The sequence below is a fragment of the Arenibacterium sp. CAU 1754 genome (assembly GCF_054482635.1).
The window spans coordinates 509458-532344 of sequence record NZ_JBTLRG010000001.1 but is presented as its reverse complement, the minus strand read 5'-3'; the positions used below and the strand labels follow the sequence as shown (position 1 = coordinate 532344).

At 60.0% G+C, this 22887-nt stretch carries 17 protein-coding genes; 6 read left to right on the top strand and 11 right to left on the bottom strand.

All coding sequences use genetic code 11. The features are described from left to right. Window positions 1–2: 2 nt before the first annotated feature. Entirely contained in the window at window positions 3–2411 is a 2409-nt protein-coding gene (locus ACXYMO_RS02600) for a GcvT family protein (protein WP_458877089.1), read from the bottom strand. A 225-nt stretch (window positions 2412–2636) separates the two neighbouring features. On the opposite strand from ACXYMO_RS02600, the gene ACXYMO_RS02595 reads away from it, so the two are divergent. Beyond that, window positions 2637–3278 carry a hypothetical protein gene (locus tag ACXYMO_RS02595; RefSeq protein WP_458877088.1) on the top strand — a complete coding sequence of 214 codons (642 nt, stop codon included), beginning with the start codon at window positions 2637–2639 and terminating at the stop codon, window positions 3276–3278. A 158-nt stretch (window positions 3279–3436) separates the two neighbouring features. Further along, on the top strand, window positions 3437–5857 hold the full coding sequence (locus ACXYMO_RS02590; RefSeq protein WP_458877087.1) for a GcvT family protein: 2421 nt from the start codon (window positions 3437–3439) through the stop codon (window positions 5855–5857). Window positions 5858–5872: 15 nt separating this feature from the next. Here ACXYMO_RS02590 and ACXYMO_RS02585 read toward each other — a convergent pair whose 3' ends face one another. From ACXYMO_RS02585 to ACXYMO_RS02575, 3 genes are all read right to left on the bottom strand, one after another. After that, complete coding sequence (locus ACXYMO_RS02585; RefSeq protein WP_458877086.1) at window positions 5873–7180, bottom strand: HlyC/CorC family transporter; 1308 nt, start codon at window positions 7178–7180, stop codon at window positions 5873–5875. 84 nt (window positions 7181–7264) lie between these two features. Continuing rightward, window positions 7265–8215, bottom strand: a complete 951-nt coding sequence (locus tag ACXYMO_RS02580) for a tyrosine recombinase (RefSeq protein ID WP_458877085.1) — start codon at window positions 8213–8215, stop codon at window positions 7265–7267. Then, the gene (locus ACXYMO_RS02575; RefSeq protein WP_458877084.1) at window positions 8212–9741 is read right to left on the bottom strand and encodes a hypothetical protein; all 1530 of its coding nucleotides are present in this window, start codon (window positions 9739–9741) and stop codon (window positions 8212–8214) included. Before ACXYMO_RS02575 ends, ACXYMO_RS02580 begins: the two co-directional genes overlap by 4 nt. A 218-nt stretch (window positions 9742–9959) precedes the next feature. Between ACXYMO_RS02575 and ACXYMO_RS02570 the strand changes: the two genes are divergently transcribed. Continuing rightward, window positions 9960–10553 (top strand): shikimate kinase, encoded by a 594-nt coding sequence (locus ACXYMO_RS02570; RefSeq protein WP_458877083.1) that lies wholly within the window; start codon window positions 9960–9962, stop codon window positions 10551–10553. After that, a complete protein-coding gene (gene aroB / locus ACXYMO_RS02565; RefSeq protein ID WP_458877082.1) occupies window positions 10550–11662 on the top strand; it encodes a 3-dehydroquinate synthase in 1113 nt (370 codons plus the stop codon). Before ACXYMO_RS02570 ends, aroB begins: the two co-directional genes overlap by 4 nt. A gap of 11 nt (window positions 11663–11673) precedes the next feature. On the opposite strand, the gene ACXYMO_RS02560 is transcribed toward aroB, so the two are convergent. Next, entirely contained in the window at window positions 11674–12747 is a 1074-nt protein-coding gene (locus tag ACXYMO_RS02560) for a site-2 protease family protein (RefSeq protein WP_458877081.1), read from the bottom strand. A gap of 65 nt (window positions 12748–12812) precedes the next feature. Beyond that, window positions 12813–13313, bottom strand: a complete 501-nt coding sequence (gene ssb / locus ACXYMO_RS02555) for a single-stranded DNA-binding protein (RefSeq protein WP_458877080.1) — start codon at window positions 13311–13313, stop codon at window positions 12813–12815. Window positions 13314–13493: 180 nt separating this feature from the next. On the opposite strand from ssb, the gene ACXYMO_RS02550 reads away from it, so the two are divergent. After that, a complete protein-coding gene (locus tag ACXYMO_RS02550) occupies window positions 13494–14081 on the top strand; it encodes a lytic transglycosylase domain-containing protein (RefSeq protein WP_458877079.1) in 588 nt (195 codons plus the stop codon). An 886-nt stretch (window positions 14082–14967) separates the two neighbouring features. Here the strand turns inward: ACXYMO_RS02550 and ACXYMO_RS02545 are convergent. The 5 genes from ACXYMO_RS02545 to miaA all read right to left on the bottom strand — a co-directional run bounded on the left by ACXYMO_RS02545 (window position 14968) and on the right by miaA (window position 22007). Next, window positions 14968–17052, bottom strand: coding sequence for a dipeptide ABC transporter ATP-binding protein (locus tag ACXYMO_RS02545; RefSeq protein WP_458877078.1), 2085 nt, complete (start codon window positions 17050–17052; stop codon window positions 14968–14970). Window positions 17053–17150: 98 nt separating this feature from the next. After that, window positions 17151–18329, bottom strand: coding sequence for an ABC transporter permease (locus ACXYMO_RS02540; protein ID WP_458877077.1), 1179 nt, complete (start codon window positions 18327–18329; stop codon window positions 17151–17153). A 522-nt stretch (window positions 18330–18851) separates the two neighbouring features. Continuing rightward, the gene (locus tag ACXYMO_RS02535) at window positions 18852–19904 is read right to left on the bottom strand and encodes an ABC transporter permease (protein WP_458877076.1); all 1053 of its coding nucleotides are present in this window, start codon (window positions 19902–19904) and stop codon (window positions 18852–18854) included. Between the two features lie 353 nt (window positions 19905–20257). Beyond that, window positions 20258–21037 carry an AraC family transcriptional regulator gene (locus ACXYMO_RS02530; protein WP_458877075.1) on the bottom strand — a complete coding sequence of 260 codons (780 nt, stop codon included), beginning with the start codon at window positions 21035–21037 and terminating at the stop codon, window positions 20258–20260. Window positions 21038–21131: 94 nt separating this feature from the next. Then, a complete protein-coding gene (gene miaA, locus ACXYMO_RS02525; protein ID WP_458877074.1) occupies window positions 21132–22007 on the bottom strand; it encodes a tRNA (adenosine(37)-N6)-dimethylallyltransferase MiaA in 876 nt (291 codons plus the stop codon). A 118-nt stretch (window positions 22008–22125) separates the two neighbouring features. Here miaA and pyrH point away from each other — a divergent pair, with 118 nt between their 5' ends. After that, window positions 22126–22872, top strand: coding sequence for a UMP kinase (pyrH, locus tag ACXYMO_RS02520; protein WP_458877072.1), 747 nt, complete (start codon window positions 22126–22128; stop codon window positions 22870–22872). Window positions 22873–22887: the final 15 nt, after the last annotated feature.

Sequence of the window (22887 nt, the reverse complement as noted above, 5' to 3'; positions counted from 1 at the left end):
AATCACCCTCGCATGCGGGCCCCGTCTGGATCGAACAACGGCGTATTGTCCACGCGGGCCGGGCGCATCTGACCCAGGATTTCGATCTCGACATGCAATCCGTCTTCGATCCGGTCGCTGGGCAGGAACCCCATGGCGACCGAGACATCGGCAAAATGCGAATACCCGCCCGATGTGCAAAAACCCTGAACCTTTCCATCCAGCCAGATTGGTTCATATCCCTGAACATCCGCGTCCTCCGCTTCGACAAGAAATGCGACCAAGCGTCGTGTCGGGCCAGTTTCCCGCTCGGCCGCGGCTGCGGAACATCCAATGAAATCAGTGTCTTTCCGGAAAGAAATGAACCGATCAAGGCCAGTTTCGGCAGCCGTGTAATCAGGCGAGAATTCTGACAGCCAGCTGCCAAAGAACTTGTCCAACCGCAGGGACATCATGGCCCGCATGCCAAACGGGACCATGCCAAGTGGTTGGCCAGCATCCCAAAGGGTGGCCCACAGCTGTCGTTGCGCCATCGGATCGCAATAGATTTCAAACCCAAGATCGCCGGTATAGCTGACGCGCTGAACGATACAGTCGGTCATTCCGACGGTCATCCGGCGAACGTCGAGAAAGCGCATGGCCGCAACATCGTCGCGCGCGCAGACGGCGAGAACATCGCGCGACTTCGGCCCTGCGATCTGAAATCCGTTCAGTTTATCGCTTATATTTTCTATATTTACGCCACTTTCCTGATGTTTTCGCAGCCAGCGTTCGTGGATGGATTGGCTGCCGTAGGAGGCCGTCAGTTGAAACGTATCGTCGCTTAGGCAGGATATGGTGAAATCCCCGAGAAGCCGGCCTTTTGGCGACAGCATCGGCGACAGGCTGACCCGGCCCGGTGCAGGCACGCGCCCGGCCATGATCCGGTCCAGCCAGGCCCGCGCTTTGGCGCCCGTCACACGATATTTTCCGAAATTGTGAACTTCGTTGATCCCCACAGCGCCGCGCACGGCGCGCACCTCGCGCCCGGTTGCATCAAAGGCGTCCGAGCGACGGAAGGATGGGGTTTCAAAGGTCGGCTCGCTTCCTTTGGCAAAGTAGTTGACCACCTCAAGACCGAATTGCTGGCCCCAGACAGCCCCCATTCCCGAAAAGATGTCATACATCGGGGTTGTCCGATTGGGGCGCGCGGCGGGCAGTTCCTCGTTCGGGTAGGAGACCGAAAACCGTTTCTGATAGTTTTCGGTAACCTTGAGACGGGTGTAACCGGGGCTGATCCAATCGCCGAACCGGGCCACGTCCATGGCCGTGACATCGCGCTCGGGTTCGCCCTCGATCATCCATTGGGCCAGCATCAGCCCGACGCCGCCGCCCTGGCTGAACCCGGCCATGACGCCACAGGCCGACCAGTAATTGCACAAGCCCGGCACCGGCCCCACAAGGGGGTTGCCGTCCGGGGCAAAAGTGAAGGGGCCGTGGATCACGGATTTGACGCCAGCCGTTTCCAGCACGGGAAAGCGTTTATACGCGAATTCAATGCTTTCGGTGATCTTATCAAAGTTGTCAGGCAGCAATTCATGGCCAAAATCCCAAGGCGTGCCATCGACGGCCCAGGGCTTGCAGGGTTGTTCATAAAACCCGATGCACAGCCCGCGCCCTTCCTGCCGGAGATAGCTTTCTCCGGCCGGGTCCATCACATGCGGGTGTTCCGTGCCCCGTTCATAAATTTCGGGAATGTCATCGGTCACGATATATTGGTGTTCCATCGGGTGCAGTGGCAGGTAGACGCCCGCCATGGCCGCAACTTCGCGGGCCCAAAGTCCACCGGCATTGACCAGATGTTCGGCGTGGATCACCCCCTTGTCGGTCACCACGTCCCATGTGCCATCCGGGCGCTGGTTGGTTTCGCGCACCATGCGGTGGGTTTCGATGGTTGCTCCGCCCATGCGCGCGGCCTTGGCATAGGCGTGCGTGGTGCCGGAAGGGTCAAGGTGTCCATCCAAGGGATCATAAAGCGCGCCAAGGATGCCATCGGTATTGGTGATCGGCGCGATCTTGCGGATCTCGTCCGGGCCGACGATTTCGGTTTCCAGCCCCATGAACCGATGCTTGGCCCTTTCGGCCAGAAGCATGTCGAACCGGTCCTGATTGTCGGCCAGTGTCACGCCGCCCACATGGTGCAGACCGCAGGACATGCCGGTGATCTCTTCCAACTCTTTGTAAAGGCGGATCGTATAGCCCTGAAGTGCTGCCATGTTGGTGTCGCCATTCAGCGTGTGAAACCCACCGGCGGCATGCCATGTCGACCCGCTGGTCAGTTCCGAGCGTTCCAGCAAAGTGACATCGGACCAGCCCAGTTTGGTCAGATGATAAAGAACCGAACAGCCGACAACACCGCCGCCGATCACGGCAACACGCGTGGTGGTTTTCATGGGGGCCTCCTGGTTTGTCCATGCCAATTTGTGCGGGCAGGGCCATGAACGGGCAAGTCCGGAAACGACACGATATGTCGGTCCCGAGTCCCGCCCCCGGCGATCTGCAGGAAAGCCAGTCAACTTGTTCCAAATCAATGAGGCGGGCAGGCCCCCGGGGTACCATTTACGTCAGTTTTCCGGATTTCGAACGCCGGAGTGATGGGGGTATCGGGGAGTAAATCGATGAAAAGACGTGATTTCGTCAGGCTTGCAAGCAGCGGTATGCTGGGGGTAGCCGGTCTGGGGCTCGCAGGGTGCGAGGAATACCCGACAAGGACCGTCTATGGTGTGTATCTTTACTACTACTATTGGGACCGAAACATTTATTATCACCCGTATTCTCAAATTTATATCTACATCATCAACGGCCGCTGGGTTCGCACCAAAAGGCCGCCGCCCTATTTCGTGCCCAACCCGGCATTCCGCGTTCGGATCATCAATCGCGACGGGATGCCCTATAGGAACAATCTCCGGCATCGGCAGCGCTATGCCAGATCCGATGTGGGGAGTGATACAGGCCCTGCGCGGATCGAACGATCCGTCGATCCCGCCCCCCGCAGCACGCCACCGCGCAGTACCAGCACGCCACCGCGCAGTACCAGCACGCCACCGCGCAGTCCTAGCACACCGCCGAGGACGACAAGTACACCGCCGCGGACGACAAGCACGCCGCAACGGCAAACGCCCGGAACCCGTCCGCCCGAGCGTCGACCATCCCCAAGCACAGCAGCGCAACCGTCCAAACAAAAACAGAACGAGGAGCGGATCCGCCGCAAGCGCCAGGAGGAAGAGGAGGAACGCCGTAGGCGGCTGCTTGATCGGTGACGCATGTGTCCAGGGGACAGGCGCATCACCGTGGCGAAACCCGGCGCAGACAACGCGTCGGCAGTTGTAACTTCGCGACGGGATGTGTCGTGAAAGAGCGATCCTGACGGCATGTTTGGCGACATGGTGCGATCAAACATGCCAGAAGGAGTGAGCCCATGCGAAGCGAGGCACAAGCCGTTGTCATCGGGGGCGGCGTTATCGGATGCTCGATCCTCTATCACCTGACCAAGCTGGGTTGGACCGATGTTGTCCTGCTGGAACGGGACGAACTGACCTCGGGCTCTACCTGGCATGCGGCGGCGAATATCCACGGGTTACACGACAGCACGAACATTTCGCGCATCCAGCATTACACCATGGGCCTCTACAAGGAACTGGAACAGGAAACCGGCCAAAGTTGTGGTGTGTTTCAGCCGGGCTCGCTGTACCTTGCGCAAACGGAAAACCGGGAACACCAGTTGCGCCTGCAGGCCGCAAAGGCCCGCCTTTATGGCATGAATTTTCACGAGGTGTCCCGCGATGAGGCCGAGCGCCTGCACCCGCTGGTCAATTTCGACGGGATCCGCTGCATCATGTGGGAGCCCGATGGCGGCAATGTCGACCCCTCGGGTGTGACCAATGCCTATGCGATCGGGGCGCGGCAACGGGGGGCGGAAATCAATCGGTTCACCCCGGTCACCGCGACGGAACAGCAACCGGACGGCACATGGATCGTGCGCACCCCCAAGGGCGATATTGCCACCGGGTGGGTCATCAATGCCGCCGGTTTGTGGGGCCGCGAGGTGGCCGCCATGGCCGGGATCACCCTGCCGCTGCAACCGACCGAGCATCAGTATTTCGTAACTGAAACCATCCCCGAGGTTGCCGGGATGGATCGTCGATTGCCGTCAGTGGCGGACAGGGACGGGGAATATTACCTGCGCCAGGAGGGGCAGGGCCTGTTGGTCGGCGCCTATGAGCGGGACATGCGGTTTTGGGCCGAGGATGGCACGCCACAGGGCTTTGGCCACGAACTGTTCGCCGATGATCTGGAGCGGATCGAACCCAACATCATGCGCGCAATCGATCGCGTGCCGGTCGTGGGCGAGGCGGGGATCAAACGGGTCATCAACGGGCCGATGATCTGGTCGCCCGATTCCAACGTCTTGTTCGGCCCCGTGCCGGAGCTGTCGAATTACTTTTGCTGCAACGGGATCATCCCCGGCTTTTCCCAATCGGGGGGGATGGGCCTGATGGCAGCCCAGTGGATCGTAGACGGCGAAAGCCAGTACGACATGTTCGCCTGGGACATGGCCCGGTTTGGCGACTGGGCGGACAAGGCCTTTACCAAGGCCAAGGTGGAAGAGGTCTATACCCACCGCTTTGCCATCCATTTCCCGAACGAGGAACGCCCGGCCGGACGCCCCGTGCGCACGCGCCCGGTGTATGAGCGGCAAGAAACGATGGGGGCCGTCTTTGGCCTGAATTACGGATGGGAACATCCACAGTGGTTTGCCGATCAGCCCGGCGCGGTCGATACCAACGGGTTCACGCGGCAGAACTGGTGGGGGGCGGTCGGCAACGAATGCCGGATGCTGCGCGACTCTGCGGGCATCATCGATATCTCGAACTTTGCAAAATATGTCTGTTCGGGGCCGGGCGCCGAGGACTGGCTGAATGCGGTGTTCGCCAACCGGATGCCCAAATCGGTCGGGCGGTCCTGTCTGACCCCCCTGATCGGCACGCGCGGCGGCATCGCCGGCGATTTCACAGTGACCCGGCTCGGGGACGAGGAATTCTGGATCATCGGGTCCGGCATGGCCGAACGCTATCATCAGCGGTTCTTCAAGCAGGTGCCTTTGCCCGACGGCACGAGCTTTGAAAGCCGGACCGAGGCGGTTTGCGGGTTCAACGTGGCCGGACCCAAATCGCGTGAGATGCTGCAACGCATGACCAACACCTCGCTAGCCACCGCGGATTTCCCGTTCATGACCAGCCGACGCATCGAACTGGCCGGGGTGGAATGTGTCGCGCTCCGGGTGTCGTTCACCGGTGATCTGGGATGGGAGCTGCATTGTGCCCAGAGCGATCAGGTCACACTTTACACCGCGTTGATCGCGGCGGGTGCGGGTTGCGGGGCCGGGCCGGCCGGCGCACGCGCCCTGATGAGTTTGCGCATCGAAAAGGGATACGGCAGCTGGTCGCGGGAATATTCGCCGGAATACTGGCCACAAGAGGTTGGTCTGGATCGGCTGTGCAAAATGGACAAACCCTTTCTGAACAAAGACGCGGCGGCGCGGGTCATGGCACAGCCCGCCCGCGAACGGATGGTCATTCTGGCCCTGGACGCGGCCGACACTGACGCATCAGACGCCGATGCCACGGGGGGCGAGCCGATTTTCAAGGACGGCCAGGGCATTGGGCGCGTGACATCGGGCGCCTATGGCTATTCGGTCGGACAGTCCCTAGCCCTGGGGTTTGTGAAAAACGCCCAGCCCGGCGATCAGGTCGAGGTCATGGTCTTGGGTCAGCCGCATCGCGCCACCATTCTGGACGCGCCGCCTTTTGACCCTGACGGTCAAAGGCTGCGTGCCTGATCTGCGATCGGCCGGTTACAGAGGGCGAATCTTTAGCTGCGTCACGCGGTTTCCTTCGCGCGCCACCACTTCGAACCGGAATCCGTGGAACGAAAACACCTGCCCCATGTTCGGAATCATCTGCGCCTCGTGAATGACCAGCCCGGCGACGGTATTGGCCTCGTCATCGGGCAGGGACCAGTCGGTGGCGCGGTTCAGGTCGCGGATGGTCATGGCGCCATCGACGACATATTGCCCATCGTCCGTGCGTTTCACGGGATGCTCGGCATCCGGGTCGAATTCATCGGTGATTTCACCAACGATCTCTTCCAGAATGTCTTCGAGGGTGATCAAACCCTGAAGGCTGCCGTATTCATCCACGACCAGCGCAAAGTGGGTGCGCATCTTGAGAAACTGGCGCATCTGGTCGTCCAGCGTCGTTGTTTCGGGCACGAAATAGGGCGGCATCGCCACATCGGTGATGCGAAACCTGTTCAACGCGGTGGGGTCGCCATCCGGGCCGCTGACCTGTTTATACATCGCACGCAGCAAATCCTTGGCGTGAACGACGCCGATGATGTTTTCCTGTTCGTTTCGGAACACCGGAAGGCGCGTGTGCGGACTGTCCAGGCATTGTTGCAGGATCGACTCGGGCGCGCTGTCGGCATCGATCATCTCGATCCCGGAACGGTGCAACATGATCTCTTCCACAGCGCGGTCGCCAAGGTCGAGCGCGCCAAGGATGCGGTCGCGGTCTTCCTTTTCGACCACGCCTTCGGAATGGCCCAACTGTAGTGCCCCGGCGATTTCCTCGCGCACGGCCAGGATGTGGCTATCGGGGTCGACCGTCACGCCGAACAGGCGCAGAACGCCCCGCACCAGCAACCGAACCGCCGACACGATCGGCGCAAAAACCGTGACGATGACGCCAATCACCGGCGCAACGGCCGCCGCCGCGGATTCCGAATAGATGATGGCATAGGTCTTGGGCAGCACTTCGGCAAAGATCAGCACCAGAAAGGTCATCACCAGCGTGGCCAGCGCGACGCCGCTTTCGCCAAAGGCGCGGGTGAACAGGGCCGTCGCCAGCGACGCGGCCAGAATGTTGACCAGGTTGTTGCCCAACAGGACCGATCCGATCAGCCGTTCATTGTCTTCGGTGATGCGCAGCGCGGCCTGCGCCCCCTTGGACCCCTTGTCGGCCTGTGCGCGCAACTTGCCGCGTGACGCCGCCGTCAGCGCGGTTTCCGAGCCTGAAAAGAAGGCGGACAGCAAAAGCAACAGCACAATCGCGCCGCAAGTGATCCAGAATGCGCTGTCCAGCGCGGACAAGCTTGTTTCCATGGTGAACCGGTCAATCCTTGATTTTGCAAAGGTTATGGGCTGCGGGTGCGGCGCAATCAAGTGGTGCTGTTGCTTTGGGGCCGCCTAGTCCCGCTTGGTGTTGCGCGCAAGCGGGTGGTGATCGTTGACCAGTTCGGCGAGTCGTTCGTCCAAAACATGGGTATAGATTTCTGTCGTGGCGACATCGGCATGGCCCAACAGGGTCTGGATCGACCGCAGATCGGCCCCGTTTGCCAGAAGATGCGTGGCAAAGGCATGGCGCAGCGTGTGAGGTGTCACCTTGGTGGGCGACACACCGCCCGCGACGGCCAGTTCCTTGATCAGCAGATAGAACCGGTGACGGGTCAGATGCCCCGCCTTGCCGCGTGAGGGGAACAGAAATTTCGAGACGGTCAGTCCCTTGCCGGCGCGATCCTTCTGAATGTCGTCCCAGATGATGAGCCACTCGGCCAATGCCGCGCGGGCCGGGGGGGACAGCGGCACCATCCGTTCCTTTCCGCCCTTGCCCAGAACCAGCAGCATGCGCGGATCGCCTCGCGCCGCCGACACCGGCAGTGACACAAGTTCGGTGACCCGCATACCGGTCGCATAGAGAAGCTCCATCAGGCAGGTGTTTCGCACCCGATCCTGATCTGCACGCCCGGTCACTCGGGCGGCCTCAAGCAGCCGGTCAACCTCGGCCACGTCCAGGGTTTTGGGAAGGCGTTTGTCGCGCCCCGGTCCCTTGATCTGAAGGGCCGGATTCGTGTCGCGCCAGCCTTCTTCAAAGGCAAAGCGGTAAATCTGCTTAATCGCCGAAAGACGCCGCGCGCGCGTCGTCTTGGCCAGGCCCTGGGCGTCGCAATCGATCAGATAGGCCTCGATCCCGGATTGATCGGTCGTCTCAAAGGCCAGGTTTTTACGGCTGAGCCAGTCGGCATAATCCTTGAGATCGCGCCCATAGGCCAACTGCGTATTCGTCGACGCGCCAAGTTCGGCCGCCTGCGCCTCGAGAAAGGTAGAGATCCATTGCGATGGGGTTGCGGGGGCCGTCATTGTCCGTTGCGATCCAGGATCATTAGCTGCAGGGCCGCGCGGCGCGCGGTATCTTCCAATCCGACATGCCGCAGGGCGATAATCGCAGTTGTCAGATCATCCGGATTGCCCTGCGCGCCGCGATCGAATGTCTGCATCGCCCGCAGGATAGCCTCGCCCAGTTTGCCGTCTGCCAGTGTCGCACCCAACTGGCCCGGGGGGCCGTCCGTGGTGGCGAAACCTTCGGCAATCGCCTGCGCCATTGGCGACGGCGCGCGGGCCGATTGTGGCGTTCCCATTGCCAGTTCCGCCAGAAACCTGTCTTGGGTCGATTCTGAAACAGGGGATTGCGCCGCGCGTTCATAATCGGGCGACAAGAGCAGGAGCAGCCATACAACCCGTTGCGCAGCCGGGTCCGTCAGCGGGAGCTCGGCCAGACTATCGGCGAAAAGCACGGCAAAGGGAACTTCCAACCGGGCAGATTTCATCGCCGCCCAGACTGGGAGCAGGGTTTTTGCGACCGCGTCCACGCTGTTGTGATCCAGCGCCGTTTCGAACCTTTGCAAGGCGCGCACCCGATCCCAGATACCGCCCGAAGCTGCGGGCTGACGCTCGGTATAGAGTCCCAACAAACGGTTCGGGGGGAGGGCGCCCATGCGGGTCAGCCGTTCAGCTGCCTCAAGCTGCGCTTTCCATCCGGCGACGTCGCGCAGATCCGCATTGGCATAGGCGCGCGGCAGAGAGGGCGTTGGAATACGTTCCCCGATCGCTTCGAGCAGCCGGAACGCCAGCGGGGAGGGCGTGCCGGAAACCGTCAGGGGCGGTTCGCCTTCGAACAGGTCGGGGCTCAGAAATCGATCCAGCAGGGCAAGTTCGAACTCGGGCACGACCTCCAGGGCATGGGCCGCCTCCAACGTCAGCGCGGCGGTTTGCCAGTCGCCGCGGCGGGCGTGGCAGAAGATCAATTCGTCATAACCCGGCGAGAGATGCGGCGACGCGGCCAGCGCGGCGCAGCTGCTGTCTTCGTCTCCGGTCAGCAGGGCGGCATCGAACCACCGCAAAAAGCGCGCTGTGCTGAGCGTTGGCCCGGCCGATTCAACCAGGGATTTGGCCGGATCAACCGCACCAAGCGCGATCAGGCGATCCAGACGTGCCAGCAACAGGGTTTCGCCCGCTTCGGACCCCTGGGGCGGCGTCGTTTCAGACAGCAGCAGAGTGTACAAAAGGGTCTGCATCGCCGGGCTGCGAGATACGGAAACCTCCCGGATCAGACGCGCCAGAACTTTAGCGTCGCTGCGATACCACAGGTCCTGCGGCAAACCGGTGACATTGGCCGGGACGAGGCCAACCGGCGCGGCCTGCTGTTCAAGCGGGCGAACATCCACCTCAGGGCGCAGGGCTGTTTCGGTCACCGGCGGTTCAATCAGAACGGGGCCAGACCGTATCGGCGGGGCGCTGTCCCCCAGCCAGTCAATAACAGACAAAGGCTCTTGTGCTGCTGCCACGGTGGGCAGCAAAGCGACAAAAGCCAGGGTCCTAATCAGCATTCAGCGTTACCGGTTTGCGTATTTCACTTTGCGGCGCCGAAAAGTCAGATCCGAACCATGGCCCCAGATATGCATACCCTACAACAGCCAGGAACGCCAAACCCAGGACGTATACCAGAAATTTGATAAGTTTTCCCATAGCGTAATCACTGCCTCGAATGTTGTTTTGCTCAAGTTATATATGGCCTTTTTGGCAAGATCACGTCATTCACATAAGAATGAGCGGAATTGAGCGAATAAAGACAAAACCTCAGACCAAACAGATGTGCTGGCAGTTGAAAAAGACGATCGTTCTGGTTGGCATGATGGGCGCCGGCAAGACAGCCGTGGGGCGTGCGCTAGCGCAGCGTCTGGGTGTTCCTTTCCTGGACAGCGATGCCGAAATCGAGGCCGCCGCGAATATGACGGTCCCCGAGATTTTCGTGCGCGATGGCGAACGGTTTTTCCGCAAGAAGGAAAGCCAGGTCATCAGCCGCCTGCTGGACGAGGAACGCTGTGTCCTGTCCACCGGAGGCGGCGCGTTCATGAGCCAGGAAAACCGCGACATGATATCCGAGCGCGGGGTGTCCGTCTGGCTCAAGGCGGATTCCGATGTCCTGTGGAACCGCGTCAAACACAAGGACACGCGCCCCCTGTTGCGCACCGGCAATCCGCGCGCCACCCTGCAGGAAATATATGAGGCGCGGGTTCCTCTCTATGAAAAGGCTGATCTGGTTGTGATATCCGATGGCCAGACATCGATCGACGACATGGTCGGTCGGGTTCTGCAGTCCCTGAAAACACGCCCCGACGTTCTGGAAGAAGTAGAATGAAGAACACCGTTCATGTCCCGCTGGGCGAGCGCAGCTATGATGTGGAAGTCGGCCCCGATCTGTTGGGCCAGGCCGGGCAGTATATCGCGCCCTTGCTCAACCGCACGCAGGTATGCGTCCTGACCGACGAAACCGTCGCCGGTCTGCATCTTGAGACGTTACGCGCCGGGTTGGCCAAGGCCGGGATCGACATGCAGGCGCTTGCCCTGCCGCCGGGTGAATCCACGAAAAGCTGGCCGCACCTGACCAGGTCTGTCGAATGGCTGCTGGATCAAAAGGTGGAAAGACGCGACATCGTCATCGCCTTTGGCGGCGGTGTGATCGGTGATCTGGCCGGTTTTGCGGCTGCGATCCTGCGCCGTGGCGTGCGGTTTGTTCAGATCCCGACGTCCTTGCTGGCCCAGGTGGACAGTTCCGTCGGGGGCAAGACCGGGATCAACGCACCGCAGGGCAAGAACCTGATCGGCGCCTTTCATCAACCCTCGCTGGTTCTGGCAGATACGGCTGTTCTGGGTACGCTGACGGCGCGGGATTTTCTGGCTGGCTATGGTGAAGTCGTGAAATACGGGCTGTTGGGGGATAGCGCGTTCTTTGCCTGGCTTGAGCAGAATGGACCGGCCCTGTCCGGGGGGGACATGGAAACCCGCGTTCGCGCAGTGACCCAGTCGGTGCAGATGAAGGCCGACATCGTCGCGCGGGACGAAACCGAACAAGGCGACCGGGCGCTGTTGAATCTGGGGCACACGTTCTGTCATGCGCTTGAGGCGGCTACTGGGTATTCAGACCGTCTGTTGCATGGCGAAGGGGTCGCCATCGGCTGTGCGCTGGCCTTTGAATTGTCGGCCCGTCTGGGGCTGTGCAGTCAGGAAAGCCCAAGCCGCGTGCGCGCGCACTTGCGAACGATGGGCATGAAAACCGATCTGGCGGACATTCCGGGCGATCTGCCTGATGCCTCCGCGCTGCTGGAATTGATGGGGCAGGACAAAAAGGTCGTGGATGGCCAGTTGCGATTCATCCTGGCGCGCGACATTGGCGATGCCTTCGTGACAGGGGACGTGCCGCGCGACATGGTCATGGGCGTTCTTGAGGATGCCCTCGCAACACGCTGAAATCATGTGGTTTACCGACCCTTGATCACCATCAGTTCGCCGATGTTTTCCCGTGTGATATAGCCGATCATTCGCCCCTCCGGCGATGTCACCGCAACGGCAGGGTGGCCCTTGTGCAACGTGTCCAGAACGGTCTCCAATCCCGTTGCCAGCCTGATCTGGGGGATATCCGTCGTCATGATCGTGGACACGGGCTGCATACCCGGTGTTTCGGTGATCTTGGCCTGAAACAGGGCGTCGCGGGTCACAAACCCCAGCAGGGTGCCGGCCATGTCCAGTATCGGGAATTCGTGCTGCGTCGTGCGGATCAGGGCCGCTGCGGCGGTGTCGATACTGTCATCCGGTGTCAGGCTGTCGAAACTGGTGATCAGCGCATCCCGCGCCACCAGCTGCCGCGCGACCGAGCGCATGGCCACGTCTTTCGATTCCGCCGCTGCCGCCATGAACACGAACAACGCCACCAGAACCAGCATCGGGTTGCCGCCGCTCAGCCCGGCAAAGGCCAGCAGAATCGCAACGATCTGACCGGCCTGTCCTGCGATTCGGGTTGCTTTCACCCGGTCCATCCACAGCGACAGGACCGCCCGGAACACACGGCCGCCATCCATGGGAAAGGCCGGAATCATGTTGAACACGGCCAGCACCAGGTTGACCAGCGCAAGCTGGCTCAAAAACTCTCGCGCGGTCATTTGCGGATCGGCCAGCGCCTCGATATCAATTTTGATCCCGAAACCCACGGCCAGAATAAGCCAGATGACGATATTTACTGCCGGTCCTGCCAGGGCGACCAGAATTTCGTGAACCGGGTTTTCCGGCATCCTTTCCAGCCGGGCCAGCCCGCCGATGGGCAAAAGCGTGATGTCAGGCGTCTTGATCCCATACCGGCGCGCCATCAGGGCATGGCCGAATTCATGCGCCACGACACAGCCGAACAGCGCCATGATGAACAAAACGTTCCAAAGCGCCGCCTCGGGACCCAGTTGGGAATAGGCGGCATAGCCGACCCATGCCAGCAAAAGGAAGAAGGTGATGTGAACCCGAATTTCGGATCCGAACAATCGACCTAGTGAAAAGGACCAGCCCACCGAATACACCTTTCACCCGAGGAAGGATCAAGCGGCCCCGGACAACGCCCGGGGCCCTTGTGCCATCAGAACGGAATTTCGTCGTCCATGTCGCGCGACGAGGGGGCACTGCTGCCGCCGCCACCGCCATAGGGGTCGTCCTGCGGACCATTGTCATACCCGCCGGGCTGCTGGCCACCACCGTAGGTGCCACCACCACCGCCACCGCCTTCACCGCGCCCATCCAGCATGGTCAGTTCCGAGCGATAGGGACGCAAAACGATCTCGGTCGTATAGCGGTCCTGACCGGATTGATCCTGCCATTTGCGGGTTTCAAGCTGGCCCTCGATATAGACCTTCGATCCCTTGCGCAGGTATTGTTCGGCCACGCGGACCAGAGGCTCCGAGAAAATCGCGACCGAGTGCCACTCGGTCCGTTCGCGACGCTCACCGGTGTTGCGGTCTTTCCAGTTTTCAGAGGTTGCGATCCGCAGGTTGCAGACCTTGCCGCCATTCTGGAATGTGCGCACTTCGGGATCACGGCCCAGGTTTCCGATGATGATGACTTTGTTGACTGAGCCGGCCATGGCGCTCTCCGCTTCTCGATTTCTATGGTTACTGCCGAATCTGCGATCCGGTTTGGGCAAGCCTATACGTCCCAAGCAGAGGTTTAAACACGGTTAAGCAGTCCCTGACAGCGTGCTCTGGCAATTTGTATCGCATCCGTTATCATGCGTCCGGGAAAATGGGACAGGGGACGTTGCTCAATGCGCGGTATCATTGTTTTGGTCGCCACGGTTTTGGCGCTTGGACTTGCACTGCCTGTGCAGGCCGACATGTTCTCGACAAAGAACCAGCGCAAGCTGTTCAAATCGCAGACCCGCGTATTGGACACGCGCGCATCCCAGCAATATTCGAACTCGATCCGCCTGCAGCCGCCGACCATTCACACGCCTACAAAACACGGCGCTTTGAAATACAGGGGCAAATACAAGGGCCGTTACCTTGACATGGCCCGGGCCGCGGCCCGCCGTCACAACGTGCCCGAGGACCTGTTTGCACGGTTGATCCAGCAGGAATCGGGATGGAACCCCAAGGCCAAATCCCACAAGGGGGCCTTTGGTCTGGCACAGTTGATGCCGGGCACGGCGCGCGCGCTTGGGGTTGATCCGTCGGATCCCTATCAGAATCTCGAAGGGGGCGCGCGCTATCTGGCCCGTCAGTATCGTGAATTCGGGTCCTGGCGCCTGGCCTTGGCGGCCTATAACGCGGGGCCGGATGCGGTGAAGAAACATCGCGGGGTTCCGCCCTATCGCGAAACCAAGAATTACGTGCGCATCATCTGGGGCAGCTGACCTTTTTCCCGGAGCATGGCACTGTGCGGGCACGGGCCGACAGACGGCAGCACCGCGACCACATCGTCAGAAAATGAAAAAATCCGCTTCGAAATCTGCCCGGCGCGCATCCGGTGTTTGCCTTCCGGGGGTGGTTTCAACACCCGGTTTCGGAGACCGAAGCACATAGGGCTTGTTTCCATTTTGTGGTCCCGGCGTAGTCTGGTCTTCTGTGGACTGCGGGGGCGAGGTATACCGGTGCCCGGCCACAGGATTTCGCCGCTCATAGCGCTGCGCCGAGGCAGACCTGTGGGTGGGCGCTGGTTTTGTTTTGGCAACGGTATCGGTGACAGCAATCCTTGAAACGTCAGCGCCTGTATATGTCAGGTGGCGCGCAATCTGTCTCCGGCGTCCGCACCGCGGCTCTGGGCCCCAATCCATGTCGTCAACGAATGTGACTTTGGCGGATTTTGACCACCCATCCAGTGTTTTGCAGACCCCGCTTTCAAAGGTCCAGGATCGATGGGGCGCGTTATGAAATTGCCGGAACCGATAGGTTGACGGCCATGTCGGGGAAACGGGGTCCGGGGCAATATATTTGATCATCATCTTGCGTAAGAAAGCGTATACTGACATCACTGCGACCTGCTCCGGAAACCATTTACTTCAGCCTGCTAGGCTTACTGTTTCAGATTCGGAAACAAAAATGAGTGTGTCCGCTTGCTTTGAGCGGTTTTGCGCTAGCAGGTTTCGGTTTGACGCAAAAAATTGCCGGAATTATCGGAAAACGCGAGGTTTTGCGATTAATGCAAAATCGGCAATAATCTTTTGATCATACCAAGGTCCAGCCCACGGGGCGCGCCCTGAAAAATTGGCCCGTTGCAGTCCTAGGCACCGGGCCAAGGCGTCATTCCGCCGCGATTTTGATCACGGGTTCCATCTGCGCCAACTGTTCTTCGCTCATATGGCATTTGATCTGATGGTCGCCATCGCGAAGTTTGACCGGCGGAACTTCTTTTTCGCACAACCCGCCTGCCACATGGGATTTCCACCGGCACCGGGTTTGAAACGGACACCCCGGCGGCGGGTTCATGGCCGACGGGATGTCGCCTTCCAGCACGATATGTTGCTTTTCCACACTGGTGTCCGCAATCGGAACGGCCGACAACAGCGCCTCGGTATAGGGATGATAGGGCGGGCTGAACACCTGTTCGGTGCTGCCCAGTTCCACCACATGGCCCAGGTACATCACCATCACGCGGTCGCTGAGATAGCGCACGATGGACAGGTCGTGACTGATGAACAATAGCGTGGTTTTTTCTTCGCGCTGGATTTCCATCAACAGATCCGTGACAGCCGCCTGAACGGACACATCCAGCGCCGAAACAGGTTCGTCGGCGACGACGATGCGGGCGCCACCTGAAAAGGCCCGCGCAATGCCGACGCGCTGCTTTTGCCCGCCAGACAGCTGGCGCGGCATGCGATCGGCAAAGGCACGAGGCAGCTTGACCAGATCCAGTAGTTCCAGCATGCGTTGCTTGCGCTCCGCATCGGACGACCCGATCCCAAAAATTTCAAGCGCCCGAATGATCTGGCGCCCCACGGTCATCGACGGGTTCAGGGTGTCGAACGGGTTCTGAAACACCATCTGCACATCCGCGATGGTCTTGGTGTCACGCTCTTCGATCGGGATCTGCTCAATGTTGCGACCATCCAGCAGGATTTGGCCATCGGTCGCCGTTTCCAGCCCCATCAAAACCTTGGCAAAGGTCGATTTCCCGCAGCCGGATTCACCAACAATGGCCAGCGTTTCAGATTCGCGGGCTTCGAACGACAGGGTTTCGTTGGCCTTGACGACCTTTCGTTCGCCGCCGCCAAACAGGGCATTGGCCGCCACCTCGTAGTATTTCTTGAGGTTGTCCATTTTCAGAACGACCTCGCCGATCTCACCCTTTTGTTTTACCTCGGCCAGTTCCATTGGCGCGGACCAGTCGATTTCCTGGTATCTCAAACAGCGGGTATGATGTCGGTCGTTACCGGGAACCGGCTCCATGGCGATATCGCCGGCGTCGCACCGGCCCGCCTCAAAATAATCGCAGCGGGGGCCAAAGTTGCAGCCGGGCGGACGTTCATGCGGCAAGGGAAAGTTGCCCGGAATCGCAACCAGCGGGCGCGCGTTCTTGTCCGCGCCGGGCAGGGGGATCGAGCGGAACAGGGCCTGTGTATAGGGGTGCTGCATCTCGTCGAACACATCGGTGATGCTGCCGCGTTCGACCGCTTCTCCGGAATACATCACACAGATCCGGTCACAGGTTTCCAGGACTAGCCCCAGGTTATGGCTGATGAACAGCATCGACGTTCCGTATTTGCGGCCCAGGTCCTTGACCAGCTCGACAATCGCCGCCTCGACCGTCACATCCAGCGCCGTGGTCGGCTCATCCAGGATCAGCAGGGCCGGTTCGCTCATAAGCGCCATGGCAATGACGATCCGCTGTTGCTGCCCACCGGACAACTGGTGAGGAAAACTGTTCAAAATGCGTTTCGGGTCGGGCAGCTTGACGTCCGTCACCACCTGCAACGCCCGGTCATAGGCCTCGGATTCCGACATGCCCTGGTGGATCATCGGCACTTCCATCAGTTGCTTGCCGATCTTCATCGCCGGGTTCAGGCTGGCCATCGGCTCCTGATAGATCATCGCGATCTCGCTGCCGCGAATATCGCGCAGTTCTTCTTCGCTCATCTCGCTCAGATCGCGGCCCTTGAACTTGATCGAGCCACCCACCACACGACCGTTCTTGCCCAGATCCTGCATCACGCCCAGCGCCACGGTTGATTTCCCGCATCCGGATTCACCGACCAGACCAACCGCTTCGCCCGGTCGCACGGCAACCGAGAAATCCATCACCGCCGGGATTTCCCGCAACCGCGTAAAGAACGAGATCGACAATTTGTCGATTTCCAGGATCGGACCGTCATAATCCCATTTTTCCATTCTCTTGTCCTTGTCGGTTGCAGGGGCAATCCCTGTCTTCATCTTGCCAAATAAACTCCGGGGGTCCGGGGGCTGGCCCCCGGTCCCGCAGTCTCAACTCAGTCCTTCAGACTTTCTTCGCGCAAACCGTCCGCCAACAGGTTCAGACCCAGAACAAGGCTCAGAAGCGCAATCGCCGGGGGCAGGGCGGGGTGCAGATAGATCGACAACAGTTTGCGCCCCTCGTTGATCGTGCTGCCCCAGTCCGGGCTTTCCGGCGGTAGTCCCAGACCAAAGAACCCCAATGTCCCCAAAAGGATCGTGGTGTACCCGATCCGCAGGCAGAAATCGACGATCAGCGGGCCGCGCGCATTGGGCAGGATTTCCCACAGCATGATGTACCACGGACCCTCTCCACGGGTCTGGGCGGCGGCCACATAGTCGCGGGTTTTGATATCCATCGCCAACCCGCGCACGATACGGAACACGGTGGGCGAATTCACGAACACGACCGAAACGAACACCACCAGAATGCCGCTCGAAATATCGAACAGGTCAATGAACCCGGGCAACAGCGGAATGGACATCGTTTTCGTGTTGACCAGATACCCGTCGGTCGAAATCAGCGACAGGTAAAGCCACAGCGCAACGCCCAGAACCCCGATCAGCAGAAAGGTTCTGAACCGCGGCTTGGTGTAATAGCGCGAATTCAACAGCACCGCGAGGAAGATGATCGGGAACACGAACAGCACGGCCGCCATGAAATTGGGCACGCCCGTGTCGATGATTTCCGGCGTGACCAACAGATAGAAAAGCAGGATGACCGGAAAGGCCAGGATGAGGTTGGCCAAGAAGGACAGGAGCGTATCCAGCCGTCCGCCGTAATAGCCCGCCGGCAGGCCAAGCGTGATTCCCACCATGAAAGCGAACAGAGTAGCCAGCGGGGCAATCTGGACAACCACCCAGGCACCTTTGATCACACGACTGAACACATCCCGGGCCAGATTGTCCCCGCCCAGAAGATACCAGGCGTATTCCGCCTCTTCGGCGCCGCGCAGAGGCGTGCCGGGAACCTTGTTCTTCATTCCCGATGCCTGGGCCAAGGCGTCATGGGTGACGATCAGGTCCAGATTCCCGAGAATGCCGGTGAAGACCCAGAACATCACCAGCCCAAAGCCGATCATGCCGATGACGCTGTCAAACAACTTGCCATACAGGCCAAGCCGGCGCTTGTACCGGATGGACACCGCGAACAGAACGATCAGCGCGATCCAGACCGGCAGGAATTGAAATGCCATGGATCCAATAATCCCGCTTGTCTGATGCGACGTGAAGATACCTGAAATGATATAGCACACAACGACGACCAACAGAGCGAGCAAACCGAACATCAAGGCTGTTTTCTGAACACTGCTGGGTATCATCAGAGCAACGAAGGAGAGGACCGCCCCAACAAGCAAAAGCATCCCCAAAAAAGCTATGTTCTTGGTGACATCGGGACTGTCTGCGAAGAGAGTGGCGACGTATTGCCATGTATCGGGAAAGAAACTTGCAAGAACAGTCCAGAAACTTGCGAGAAGTGCCCAAGTGTACGCGGCATATAAAATGCTGCCCACGAGCATTGGCAGAAATGCAGCGAACCGACTCCCTAAAGAAATGGTTCCATTCTGAGCATGAGCAGGAGTCTCATAAATCAGAGAAATTATTGCTCCGCAAATCACAAAGAAAACGACAAACCCAACCGTCGTTGCAAGCGCTGGATTCAGGTACTCGCCGACTTGACCTGTCCACGTGAGAGGTTCCATAATCCGTCTCCTCCCTTATGTAATTCGAATGCGCGGGTTCAGATAGACATAGCCGATATCCGAAATCAGCTGTGTTACCAGAACCACGATGACCGAAACCACCGAGACCGCCAGAAGCAGTTCGATATCGTTATTGCCGGCGGCCTGCACCAGCACCCATCCGAACCCCTTGTAGTTGAACAGGGTCTCGACGATGACCACGCCGTTCAACAACCACGGGATCTGCAACAGGATCACCGTGAACGGTGCGATCAGCGCGTTGCGCAGGGCGTGTTTCAGAACGATGTTGGAAAACTTCACACCCTTCAGGCGGGCCGTGCGGATGTATTGCGCGGTCATCACCTCGGTCATCGAGGCCCGCGTCATTCGCGCGATATAGCCCATGCCATAAAGCGAAATGGTCAGAACCGGCAAAAAGAAGTTGTCGAAATTGGCGTTTTCCATCGCGCTTGTCGCCGTGCCCTTGAACCACTTCAATCCAACGGCGGAGGACGTGAAAACCGCAATGAATATGACGCCCGACACGTATTCGGGCGTGGCCGTTGTCATGATCGACACCGTGGACAGGCTGCGGTCGGTTGCCGATCCTTCGCGCATCCCCGCCAGCACGCCGATGATCAGCGCCGAGGGCACCATAAGCAGCAACACCCAGAACATCAGTTTCCCGGTCAACCCAAGACGGGTGGCGATGATACTCGACACCTCGTCCTTGAAAACCGTTGAATACCCCCAGTCGCCCTGAATGATCCCGCACCGTTGGGGGGCGTTCGCGGCCTCCTCGGGTGCTACGGTTCCCGTGATGCAGCGACCGGTGATGCCGGTGTCGGTTTCCTTTTGCCACCCCGGCAGAACACCCAGCCACTGACCGTATTTGACCAGAAGGGGCTGCGCGTACCCTTGACGATCCAGCCAGCTGGCAACCGCCTCGTCGGACATGCGCATGTTGCCTTGGGTCTTGGCCAGCTTTTCCAGGTTTGGATAGAGGTTCGTCAGAAAGAACACGATGAGCGTCAGGCACAAAGCCGTCAAAATCATCACAGCCGTTCTTCGTAAAATAAACAGTCCCATTTCTTCCCCTGTTGGTCAGGCTGCGGGCGGATCCGTTTTTTCGGACCTTGTTTTGTGATGCGCAGGGTTTGCGCCTGTCCCGGATCGGTATGACGTCACCGGGACAGCAGGATTGGTCATGGAGCGCGCCCAGATGAACGCGGGTCGAACGTGGTCACGCACAGGCCCGGGCCTGTACCTTCCACCTCATCGAATATCCGTGAATTCATTTGCACTGCTTCCCCACAGCGCCATTCGGCACAAGTTTGCCCCATCCGTCAATGTTTGGTTTCGTCACTTCATGTTGAAAAAGCGACATAGTTGCTGACGGAAAACGACATGCCCGGCTGGTCCCTTCGCAAACGAAGCGCGCCTCACCGCGACGCCATCCGGCGCAAGGCCATCGGGGAATGTCCGCTGTGATGCTTGATGAACCGGGTGAAATAGGCGGCACTCCCAAATCCCAGACTGCTTGCGATATCCTGCACCGGGACATCCGTTGAGACCAGCAATTCGCGGGCGCGATGCAGGATCCGTTCCGTCAGCAGCGCGGCGGCGGTCTTGCCGGTTTCCGATCGGCACACCCGGGTCAGATGGGTTGGCGTGACGCCCAGTGCCGATGCGTGATCGGCCATGCTTGACCCGTCGGCGAAATAACGCGCCACCCTGTCGAAATAGGCCCGCGTCAATCGCCGCGCCGCGGTTTCGTCGTGGCGCTCCACGTGCCAGTGACGGCGCAGCCAGATGCTTGCCAGGTCCGCATGCGCCTTGACCGCACTGTGAAACAGCGGGCGGGCGGCATTCTGTTCCCGCCCGATGGCTTCGAAGATGGCCGTGAGTTCGTTCTGTGCGGCGACATCCCGGATCCGCAGGTGCAGCACCCGTTCCGGCAAGGTGATGTCCAACCCTTGCGGCAGGATCAGCGCCTGACCGAACCCCTGTCGCCCCAGCTCAAGCGACATCAGGTTTCCTGCGGGCACGAACAGGGCATTGTGCGTTCCGACCCCCCGACGGGACCCGTCCAGCAGGGCCAGACCCTGTCCCTTGGTGATCCAGATTAAAAGGTCGAACGGATTGTCATGCAGCAATTCAAGCTGCCAACCGCCCAGACGCCCCAACTGGGCCAGGGACATGAGTTCGACATGGGGGTCCATATGATCTTTCACGGCCAAAGGTTCGCATCAGTAAAGTAACTGACCGCGATTAAACAAAAAATCGGCGCGAAAGTAAAAACCTGCGGCGACCCGGTCACCGGGAGGGGCGAATTTTCTGCCAGAGACCCATTTTCGACCGGAACCAGGTGCGCTGTCGCTTGGCAAACTGGCGGGTGGAAATCGTGGCCTGCGCGCGCGCCTGGTCCAGCGTCATTTCGCCTTTGAGATAGGCGACCAGTTCCGGCACGCCGATGGCGCGAAAGGCAGGCTTGGTCGGATCATAGGACTCCAGCATCGCGCGCACCTCGTCCAGGGCGCCCAGTTTCAGCATCTGGTCAAAGCGCCGCTCTATCCGCGCTTGCAGCCAGTTCTTGTCGACATCGAACACCAGCGGCACGGTATCCGCGATGGCAAGGGCAGGGGGTGGCGTATCCGACTGCCATGAGGCGAGCGATCGCCCGGTCGCTTTCTGCACCTCCCAGGCCCGTTGCACCCGGGCGCGGTTCAGAACGTCGATGCGGGCCGCCGTCGCTGTGTCGAGGTCTGCCAGAAGCTCCGCCAAGGCCATGTCGTCGGCCGCGGCGCGGATATGCGGAGGGGTTGGGGGAATGTCGGCCATCCCCGTGGTCAGCGCCGAAAAATAGAGCCCCGTGCCCCCGACGATAATCGGGCGTTGGTTGCGCGACAGCACCTCGCGCACCTCGCGCAGCCAGTGACCGGCGGAATAGTCGGCCTCCCAATGGACGTGACCATAGAGCGCATGGGGCGCCTGGGCGGTTTCCTCGGGGCTGGGGCGGGCCGTGATGATTTGCCAGCAGCCATAGACCTGGCTGGCATCCGCATTCACGATGACGCCGCCTGTTTCATTGGCAATCCGCAGCGCCAGCGCCGATTTCCCCGACGCGGTGGGGCCCGCGATCAGGACCGGTTTATCCGCCGGAATCTCGGGGAGATTTTCAAACCCATCCATCCGCATTTTCAGGTCCCTGCTTGCCTATCGCACTTAACTGCCGCGAGGCGCATTGAACCTGCCAGCGATTTCAGTCATTTTGCCGGGAAAATAACCCCGTGGCACAGCGGAGCGCAACATGACCTCTTCCTCGACAACAGAATCTGGTGAACCCGACACGACTTACAAGCGGGTCATGCTGAAAATATCCGGTGAGGCGCTGATGGGCGATCTGGGATTTGGCCTGCACCCGCCCACCGTTCAGCGCATCGCGAACGAGGTCAAATCTGTGCACGATCTGGGCGTTGAAATCTGCATGGTCATCGGGGGCGGCAACATTTTTCGCGGGCTGCAAGGCTCGGCACAGGGGATGGAACGCACGACAGCCGATTACATGGGCATGCTGGCGACGGTCATGAACGCGCTGGCCATGCAATCCGCGCTTGAGGCGCTGAAGGTGCATACCCGCGTGATCAGCGCGATCCGCATGGACGAGGTTGCCGAACCCTATATCCGCCGTCGCGCGGTGCGCCATCTGGAAAAGAAACGGGTCTGCATCTTTGCCGCCGGCACCGGGAACCCCTATTTCACGACGGATACGGCCGCGACCCTGCGCGCCAACGAAATGAGCTGTGAGGCGATTTTCAAGGGCACCAAGGTGGATGGCGTCTATGATAAGGACCCGGCCAAGCATGACGATGCCAAACGCTATGACGATGTCAGCTATGACGACGTTCTGGCCAAACGTCTTGGGGTGATGGACGCCAGCGCAATCGCGCTTGCGCGGGACAACAATCTGCCCATCATCGTGTTTTCGCTGGACGAGCCGGGCGGCTTCAGGGGAATTCTGGCAGGTCGCGGCACCTATACAAAGGTCCATGGCTAAGGCTATAGAGCGAAA